The sequence below is a fragment of the Aeromicrobium sp. genome, from assembly GCF_025965075.1.
GTDB lineage: Bacteria > Actinomycetota > Actinomycetes > Propionibacteriales > Nocardioidaceae > Aeromicrobium.
Genome location: NZ_JAOPXQ010000200.1, coordinates 1 through 8,352, shown reverse-complemented (window position 1 = coordinate 8,352; position 8,352 = coordinate 1). Strand labels below are relative to the sequence as shown.

Below are 8,352 nucleotides of genomic sequence, written 5' to 3'. Positions count from 1 at the left end.
CCGGTCTGGATGACCCGCTTGGCGAGCTCGCCGATCTGCATGACGTCCTCGTCGGTCTCGGTCGGCAGGCCGCACATGAAGTAGAGCTTGACCTGGCGCCAGCCGTGCGAGTACGCCGCCGCGACGGTCCGGATCAGGTCCTCCTCGGTCACCATCTTGTTGATGACCTTGCGCAGGCGCTCGCTGCCGCCCTCGGGCGCGAACGTCAGCCCCGAGCGGCGGCCGTTGCGGCTGAACTCGTTGGCCAGCGTGATGTTGAAGGCGTCGACACGGGTCGACGGCAGCGACAGCGAGGTGTTGGTGCCCTCGTAGCGATCGCCGAGCTGCTTGGCGACCTCACCGATCTCGGTGTGGTCGGCACTCGACAGCGACAGCAGGCCGACCTCCTCGAAGCCGGTCTTGTCCAGGCCGTTCTGCACCATCGCGCCGATGCCCTCGATCGAGCGCTCGCGCACGGGGCGGGTGATCATGCCGGCCTGGCAGAAGCGGCAGCCGCGCGTGCAGCCCCGGAAGATCTCGACGCTGAACCGCTCGTGCACGGTCTCGGCGAGCGGGACCAGCGGGTTCTTGGGGTACGGCCAGGAGTCGAGGTCCATCAGGGTGTGCTTCGCGACGCGCCACGGGACGCCGGGACGGTTGGGCACGATTCGCTGGATGCGGCCGTCGGGCAGGTAGGTGACGTCGTAGAACTTCGGGACGTACACACCGCCGGACTTCGCGAGGCGCATCAGCACCTCGTCGCGCCCGCCGGGCCGGCCCTCGGCCTTCCACTCGCGGACGACCTCGCTGATCGCCAGGACGATCTCCTCGCCGTCTCCCAGCACGGCCGCGTCGAGGAAGTCGGCGATCGGCTCGGGATTGAACGCCGAGTGGCCGCCGGCGATCACGATCGGGTCGTCGTCGCCGCGGTCGACGGCGTGCAGCGGCATGCCGGCCAGGTCGATCGCGTTCAGGAAGTTGGTGTAGCCGAGCTCGGTCGAGAACGACATCCCGAGCAGGTCGAACGCCCGCACCGGGCGGTGCGCGTCGACCGTGAACTGCGGGATGTCGTGCGTGCGCATGACCTTCTCCATGTCGGAGAACACGGCGTACGTCCGCTCGGCCAGGATCCAGTCGCGCTCGTTGAGGACCTCGTACAGGATCTGCACGCCCTGGTTGGGCAGCCCGACCTCGTAGGCGTCGGGATACATCAACGCCCAGCGGACCTCGGCGGAGTCCCAGTCCTTCGTGGTCGCGTTGAGCTCACCGCCGACGTACTGGATCGGCTTGCCGACGGAGGGCAGCAGGGGTTCCAGGCGCGGGAAGACAGACTCGACGGACATGCCTCCTAGGGTAACGACCTAGGCTCGAGCCGTGAAAAGGAAGCAACGCGCCCAGGCGCCGCTGTCGTTCCGCTACGTCCCCGTCGCCAAGGACGGCGGCCTCGACCAGGTCCTGACGGTCGAGAACCACACCGAGGTGTCGATGGTCCCGACGATGGCGTTCGTGCCCTACGACATCTACGGCCGGGCGCTCCCCCACGTCACGACCACGACGGTGCACGGCTCCGACCGCGGCACGACCGTCGTGCCGGCCGGGGGGACGGGGCACGACGTGCTGCGCTTCGACGGGATGGGCCACCACCTGGTCCGTGGCGTGCAGATCCACCTGACCGACCTGGAGCAGCACGACCACCCCGCGCTGGAGGGCGAGACCACCGCTGTGATGATCGACCTCGACCAGAAGGCGACGCTCGAGCCGGACGAGTTCTGGGGCATCGGCCTGGTCAACCCCAACCCGTTCGGGGTGCAGCTGCGGGTCGCGCTGCTCGAGCTGGAGGACCGGGAGCGGGACCACCCCCGCCAGGTCGCCGACCTCGTGATCCTCGAGGGCGACGTCGACCTCGCCTCGGGGTCGCACGACGTCATCTGGCTGCCCGAGGACGTCCGGGGCCAGTTCCACGCCGTCGACCACCACCTGGTCCCTCAGACGTACACCTGACGCCGACTGGCGCACACCCGACCGCGAGTGGCGCAGAAGTGGACGACTCGCCGTCTCATCTTCTTCAGTCTGCGCCACTCGCGGATCGGTGTGCGCCGGTCGCGGATCGGTGTGCGCCGGTCGCGGATCGGGTCAGGTCAGAGGTCCGGGAACCAGAGGGCGATCTCGCGGGCCGAGGACTCCTCGGAGTCCGAGGCGTGCACGAGGTTCTCCCGGTTGGACAGCGACAGGTCCCCGCGGATCGTGCCAGGAGCGGCCTGACGGCCGTCCGTGACGCCGTTGAGCAGGCGGACGACGGCAATCGCCTCGTCACCCTCCAGGACCAGCGCCACCAGGGGGCCCGAGATCGCGAACTCGCGCAGCGGCGGGTACCACGGCTGCTCGACGTGCTCGGCGTAGTGCGCGTCGGCCTGGGCCGCGTCGATCGTGCGCTGCTCGAGGGCCACGAGCCTCAGGCCCTTGGACTCGAGGCGGGACAGGATCTCGCCGACGAGTCCACGGCGGACGGCGTCGGGCTTGATCAGGACGAGGGTGCGTTGGGCCATGGCCAAAACCTATCCTGCGCGCCGCCGTGCCCGGCGTGGACGCCTCCCGGGGCCGTGCGTACGTTGTGGGAGGTGGGCCGACCGGCCCGGACGGAGGCGGCATGACGGGACCGGACGAGCAGTGGTGGCGCGACGCCGTGATCTACCAGATCTATCCCCGGTCGTGGGCCGACGCCAACGGTGACGGGATCGGCGACCTCCCCGGGATCACGGCACGACTCCCGCACCTGGCAGATCTCGGCGTCGACGCCGTGTGGCTCTCGCCGTTCTACACCTCGCCGCAGCACGACGCCGGCTACGACGTCGCCGACTACCGCGACGTCGACCCGCTGTTCGGCGACCTCGCGGCGTTCGACGCCCTGACGACCCGGGCCCACGGGCTCGGGCTGCGGGTCATCGTCGACATCGTCCCCAACCACTCGTCCAGCGAGCACCCGTGGTTCCGAGCGGCGCTCGCGACGGCTCCGGGGAGCCCGGAGCGGGCGCGGTACGTCTTCCGCGACGGCCGCGACGGGGGCGCGTTGCCACCCAACAACTGGACCAGCATGTTCGGCGGGCCCGCGTGGACGCGGACCACCGAGGCCGACGGCACGCCCGGCCAGTGGTACCTCCACCTGTTCGACACGTCGCAGCCCGACTTCGACTGGACCAACCCCGAGGTGCGCGACGGGCTCGAGGACGTCCTGCGCTTCTGGCTCGACCGGGGCGTCGACGGCTTCCGCATCGACGTCGCGCACGGGCTCGTCAAGGCCCACGGGCTGCCCGACACCGATCACGACCTCGACCCGGCCGCCGACGCCACGGCCCTCGCTCCCATGTGGGACCAGCCCGGCGTCCACGACATCTACCGCAGCTGGCGGCGGCTCACCGACTCGTACGCCGTCGAGGGGCAGGACCGCGACCGGATCCTGTGCGCCGAGGCGTGGGTCCTCCCGGCGGAGGCGCTGGCGAGGTACGTCCGCGAGGACGAGCTGCACCAGTCGTTCAACTTCGAGTACCTCATGACCCCGTGGCTCGCCGCCGACCAGCGCCGGACCATCACCCGGTCGCTCGACCAGGCCGCGGCGGTCGGCGCGCCGCAGACGTGGGTGCTGTCCAACCACGACGTCGTCCGCCACGCGACCCGCCTGGGCTACCCGCAGCGCCCCGGCCTGCAGCGGATCGAGGGCATCGGGCCCGAGGACCCGCAGCCGGACGCCGCACTGGGGCTGCGGCGGGCCCGGGCGGCCACCGCCGTGATGCTGTCCCTGCCGGGCTCGGCGTACGTCTTCCAGGGCGAGGAGCTCGGGCTGCCGGAGGCGACGCACCTGCCGGACGAGGTCCGTCAGGACCCGACGTTCGCCCGGACCGGCGGCAAGTCCGTCGGGCGGGACGGCTGCCGCGTGCCGATCCCGTGGGAGGGCGGCGTGCCGTCGTACGGGTTCGGCCCGGGCCCGGAGGCCTGGCTCCCCCAGCCGGTCGAGTACGGCGTGCTGGCCGTCGACCGCCAGCGCGGCGTCGCCGGGTCGACGCTCACGCTCTACCAGGACCTGCTGCGGCTGCGCCGCGAGCTGGGCCTCGGCCGGGGGGCGTTGACGTGGCTCGCGGACCACCCAGACGACGTGTTGGCCTTCGAGGTCACGGCCCCCGGCGGCCGGGTCCGGGTGCTCGCCAACCTCGGCGCGGATCCCCTGCCGCTCCCGGACGGAATGACCGTCCTGGCGTCGAGCGGGGCTCGCGCTCCCGGAGACCACCTGCACACTGACGAGACAGTCTGGCTGCGGCTCTGACCAACGTCCTGTTGCACTCACCCCGGGCGAGGGATACGTTCGATTCGTCCCTGTGACCCGCGTCACGTTCGCGACTCACCCCAGGGACGTGGTTGGGGGAGGTATGACGACAGGTTCGATCCGCAAGGTCGCCGCCGGCATCGCCGCGGCGGCATTGTCGATGAGCGCCCTGGCCGCGTGCGGCGGCTCGGGCAGCGGCAAGGCGACACTCAACTGGTACATCAACCCCGATGGCCAGGACACCCTCAACCAGCTCGCCAAGGACTGCAGCACCGACTCCTACACGATCAAGATCCAGCTCCTGCCGGCCAGCGCGACCGACCAGCGCACGCAGCTCGCGCGCCGCCTCGCGGCCGAGGACAGCTCGACGGACCTGATGAGCCTGGATCCCGTGTTCGTGCCGGAGTTCGCCAACGCCGAGTGGCTCGCGCCGTTCGAGGGGGCGAGCGCCGGCAAGGTCCTCGACGACGACGTCCTCAAGGGCGCCGGCGACACGGTCCAGTGGAACGACAAGGTCGTGGCGGCTCCGCAGTGGGCCAACACGCAGGTGCTCTGGTACCGCAAGTCGCTGGCCAAGGAGGCCGGTCTCGCCACCAGCAAGCCCGTGACGTGGGACCAGATCATCGACGCGGCCGCCGACAATGGCGGCACGGTCGGCGTCCAGGCAAACAAGTACGAGGCGTACGTCGTGTGGATCAACGCCCTGATCCAGGGCGCGGGTGGCAACATCCTCGACCCGTCGACGGTCGAGGACGGGCGTGACGCCAAGGTCACGGTCGACTCCAAGGCAGGCGAGGACGCCGCCGGCGTGATCGAGAAGCTGGCCGACTCCAAGGCGGCCCAGCCCGACTTCTCCACGTCCAACGAGGGCACGAGCCTGGGCGCGATGTTCCCGGCTGACGGTCCGGGCGAGTTCATGACCAACTGGACATTCGTCTACAGCAACTACAAGGGCCTGATCGGCAAGCCCGGCGGCCCCAAGGACGAGGCGGAGTTCGAGGACCTCGGCTGGGTCCGCTACCCCGAGACCGTCGCCGGTGAGGTGTCCAAGCCCCCGATCGGTGGCATCGACATCGGGGTCGGCGCCTACTCGAAGCATCCCGAGGATGCCCAGGAGGCCGCGATCTGCGTGACCAACAAGGAGGCCCAGACCGCGCTGGCGGTCAACGAGGGCCTCATGCCGTCACGGCAGTCGGTCTACGACTCACCCGAGCTCGCCAAGGCCTACCCGGCAGACCTGCTCACCTTGTTCAGCCAGAGCGTCGACACCGGCGGTCCCCGACCCAAGAGCGCGTTCTACAGCCAGATCTCGAGCGCCCTGCAGTCGCGCTGGCACTCGCCCACGTCGGTCAGCTCCACGACGCCCGAGAAGTCCGCGGAGTTCCTGACGGCGATCCTGCAAGGGAAGGCCCTGCTGTGACGACATCTGTGCAGACCGGCGCGGAGAAGCCGGCCCCCGAGGAGACCAAGCCGCCCGACTCGGACCGGTCGCGCACGGAGAACAGGCTCGCCCGCAGGCTCGTGGCACCCGCCCTGATCCTGATGCTGCTGGTCACGGCGTTCCCCATGCTGCGGGCGCTCTACCTGTCGCTGTTCAGCTACTCGCTCACCGCGCCCGACGACCGGGAGTTCGTGGGCCTGGCCAACTACGCGACGGCGCTGAGCGACTCGCTGTTCTGGCGCGACACCGGCAACACCGTCCTGATCATGGTCATCACGGTCGTCGTCGAGCTCGTGATCGGCTTCGCGTTCGCGATGGTCATGCACAAGGTGATCTTCGCCCGCGGCACGATCCGCACCTCGATCCTGATCCCCTACGGCGTCATCACGGTCGTCTCCGGCTTCGCGTGGCAGTTCGCCTTCTCCAACACCAACGGCTTCGTCAACAGCTGGTTGCCGGGCGTCAGCGACGACTTCAACTGGTTCGCCGAGTATCCCTCGTCGATGATCGCGATCATGGCGTCGGAGATCTGGAAGACGACGCCGTTCATGTCGCTGCTGCTCCTCGCCGGGCTCGCCCAGGTGTCCGAGGACATGCTGGAGGCCGCCGAGGTCGACGGTGCGACGTGGTGGCAGCGGCTCTACAAGGTGATCCTGCCCAACATGCGTGCCGCGATCATGGTCGCGGTGCTGTTCAGGGCGCTCGACGCCTACCGGATCTTCGACAACATCTTCGTCATGACCGCCGGCGCCAACGGGACCGAGTCGATCTCGTTCCTGACCTACCGGCAGGTGATCGAGCAGTTCCAGCTCGGCATCGGCTCGGCACTGTCGGTGCTGCTGTTCCTGTCGGTCCTGGTGGTGGCGTTCCTGATCGTCAAGCTGTTCCGGGTCAATCTCGCCGACGCACGACAGGAGGGCTGAGATGAACAAACAGCTCAGGAGCCGCCTCGGCATCGGGATCGGCTTCGTCCTGATCCTCGTCTGGTGCCTGCTGCCGGTCGCATGGATCATCTCGTTGTCGTTCAAGTCGCAGGAGGCGGTGACCAACGGCAGCCCCGGCTTCTTCCCCTCCAAGGGTGGCAGAGCCGGCTGGCAGAACTACGAGGACGTCCTGAAGGACGATCAGTACGCCCGGGCGATCATCAACTCGATCGGCATCTCGCTGATCGCGACGATCCTGTCGGTCATCTTCGCGACGCTTGCGGCGTACGCCATCGCACGCCTGGAGTTCGTCGGCAAGAAGTTCGTGCTGACGACGGCGCTCGTGATCGCGATGTTCCCGGTCGTGTCGCTGGTCGGCCCGCTGTTCGACATGTGGCGCACGTTCGGCATCTACGACACCTGGCCGGGGCTCATCATCCCCTACATGTCGTTCACGCTCCCGCTCGCGATCTGGACCCTGTCGGCGTTCTTCCGGGAGATCCCGTGGGAGATGGAGCAGGCCGCGCAGGTCGACGGCGCGACGGCGTGGCAGGCGTTCCGCAAGGTCATCGTGCCGCTCGCGGCCCCCGGCGTGTTCACCGCCGCGATCCTGACGTTCTTCTTCGCGTGGAACGACTTCGTGTTCGGCATCTCGCTGACCTCGACCGAGCGCGCCCGTCCCATCCCGGCGGCCCTGTCGTTCTTCGTCGGCAACGACCCGTTCAACCGGCCGGCGTCGCTGCTGGCCGCCGGCGCCGTGGTCGCCACGGTGCCCATTGTCATCATCGTCCTGTTTTTCCAGCGCAAGATCGTCGCCGGCCTGACCGCCGGCGCAGTGAAGGGTTGAGCTCATGGCAGCCATCGAGATGAAGAACATCGTCAAGAAGTACGGCGACGGCTTTCCCGCCGTCAACGACGTCAGCATCGACGTCGCCGACGGGGAGTTCATGATCCTGGTCGGTCCGTCCGGCTGCGGGAAGTCGACGCTCCTGCGCATGATCGTGGGCCTGGAGGACATCACGTCCGGCGACATGGTCATCGGGGGCGACCGCGTCAACGACCTGGCCCCGCGCGACCGCAATCTGTCGATGGTGTTCCAGAATTACGCGCTGTACCCGCACCTCACGGTCTACGAGAACATCGCCTTCCCGCTGCGCCTGGCCAAGATGAAGGATGCCGAGGTCGACGAGAAGGTGCGCGCGGCCAGCAAGACCCTCGACCTCGACGAGCACCTCGAGCGCAAGCCCGGCAACCTGTCGGGTGGTCAGCGCCAGCGCGTCGCGATGGGACGAGCCATCGTCCGCGAGGCGAAGGCCTTCCTGTTCGACGAGCCGTTGTCGAACCTCGACGCCAAGCTGCGCGGCCAGATGCGCACCGAGATCGCCCGTTTGCAGAAGCGGCTCGGCATCACGACGGTCTACGTGACGCACGACCAGACCGAGGCCATGACGCTCGGCGACCGGGTCGCGGTCATGAAGCGTGGCGTGCTGCAGCAGCTCGCTACGCCGCGCGAGCTGTACGAGCAGCCGGTCAACCTGTTCGTCGCCGGCTTCATCGGTTCGCCACCGATGAATTTCCTGCCCGCGACGGTCGAGAACGGCCAGGTCACCCTGCCGTTCGGCACGTTCCCCCTGCCCGCCGGCAAGGCCGAGCGCACCCAGGGCAAGGGCCTGCTGATGGCCGGCATCCGGCCC

The 8,352-nt window shown here is 69.0% G+C and carries 8 protein-coding genes; 6 read left to right on the top strand and 2 right to left on the bottom strand.

Translation table 11 applies throughout. From position 1 onward, the window contains the following. On the bottom strand, positions 1-1,322 hold a 1,322-nt coding region (locus tag JWQ91_RS12145; RefSeq protein ID WP_297784312.1), incomplete at its 3' end, for a TIGR03960 family B12-binding radical SAM protein. Positions 1,323-1,353: 31 nt separating this feature from the next. On the opposite strand from JWQ91_RS12145, the gene JWQ91_RS12140 reads away from it, so the two are divergent. Beyond that, entirely contained in the window at positions 1,354-1,980 is a 627-nt protein-coding gene (locus JWQ91_RS12140; RefSeq protein ID WP_297784309.1) for a hypothetical protein, read from the top strand. A gap of 137 nt (positions 1,981-2,117) precedes the next feature. On the opposite strand, the gene ndk is transcribed toward JWQ91_RS12140, so the two are convergent. Then, entirely contained in the window at positions 2,118-2,525 is a 408-nt protein-coding gene (gene ndk, locus JWQ91_RS12135; RefSeq protein WP_297784307.1) for a nucleoside-diphosphate kinase, read from the bottom strand. Between the two features lie 101 nt (positions 2,526-2,626). Between ndk and JWQ91_RS12130 the strand changes: the two genes are divergently transcribed. The 5 genes from JWQ91_RS12130 to JWQ91_RS12110 form a co-directional block, all read left to right on the top strand. Next, positions 2,627-4,294, top strand: a complete 1,668-nt coding sequence (locus tag JWQ91_RS12130) for an alpha-amylase family glycosyl hydrolase (protein WP_297784303.1) — start codon at positions 2,627-2,629, stop codon at positions 4,292-4,294. 103 nt (positions 4,295-4,397) lie between these two features. Further along, positions 4,398-5,714 carry an extracellular solute-binding protein gene (locus JWQ91_RS12125; protein ID WP_297784300.1) on the top strand — a complete coding sequence of 439 codons (1,317 nt, stop codon included), beginning with the start codon at positions 4,398-4,400 and terminating at the stop codon, positions 5,712-5,714. Continuing rightward, a complete protein-coding gene (locus JWQ91_RS12120; protein ID WP_297784297.1) occupies positions 5,711-6,658 on the top strand; it encodes a sugar ABC transporter permease in 948 nt (315 codons plus the stop codon). Before JWQ91_RS12125 ends, JWQ91_RS12120 begins: the two co-directional genes overlap by 4 nt. A gap of 1 nt (position 6,659) precedes the next feature. Further along, a complete protein-coding gene (locus tag JWQ91_RS12115; protein WP_297784294.1) occupies positions 6,660-7,505 on the top strand; it encodes a carbohydrate ABC transporter permease in 846 nt (281 codons plus the stop codon). 4 nt (positions 7,506-7,509) lie between these two features. After that, positions 7,510-8,352 (top strand): ATP-binding cassette domain-containing protein (locus JWQ91_RS12110; RefSeq protein ID WP_297784291.1); only part of this gene is annotated, 843 nt, incomplete at its 3' end.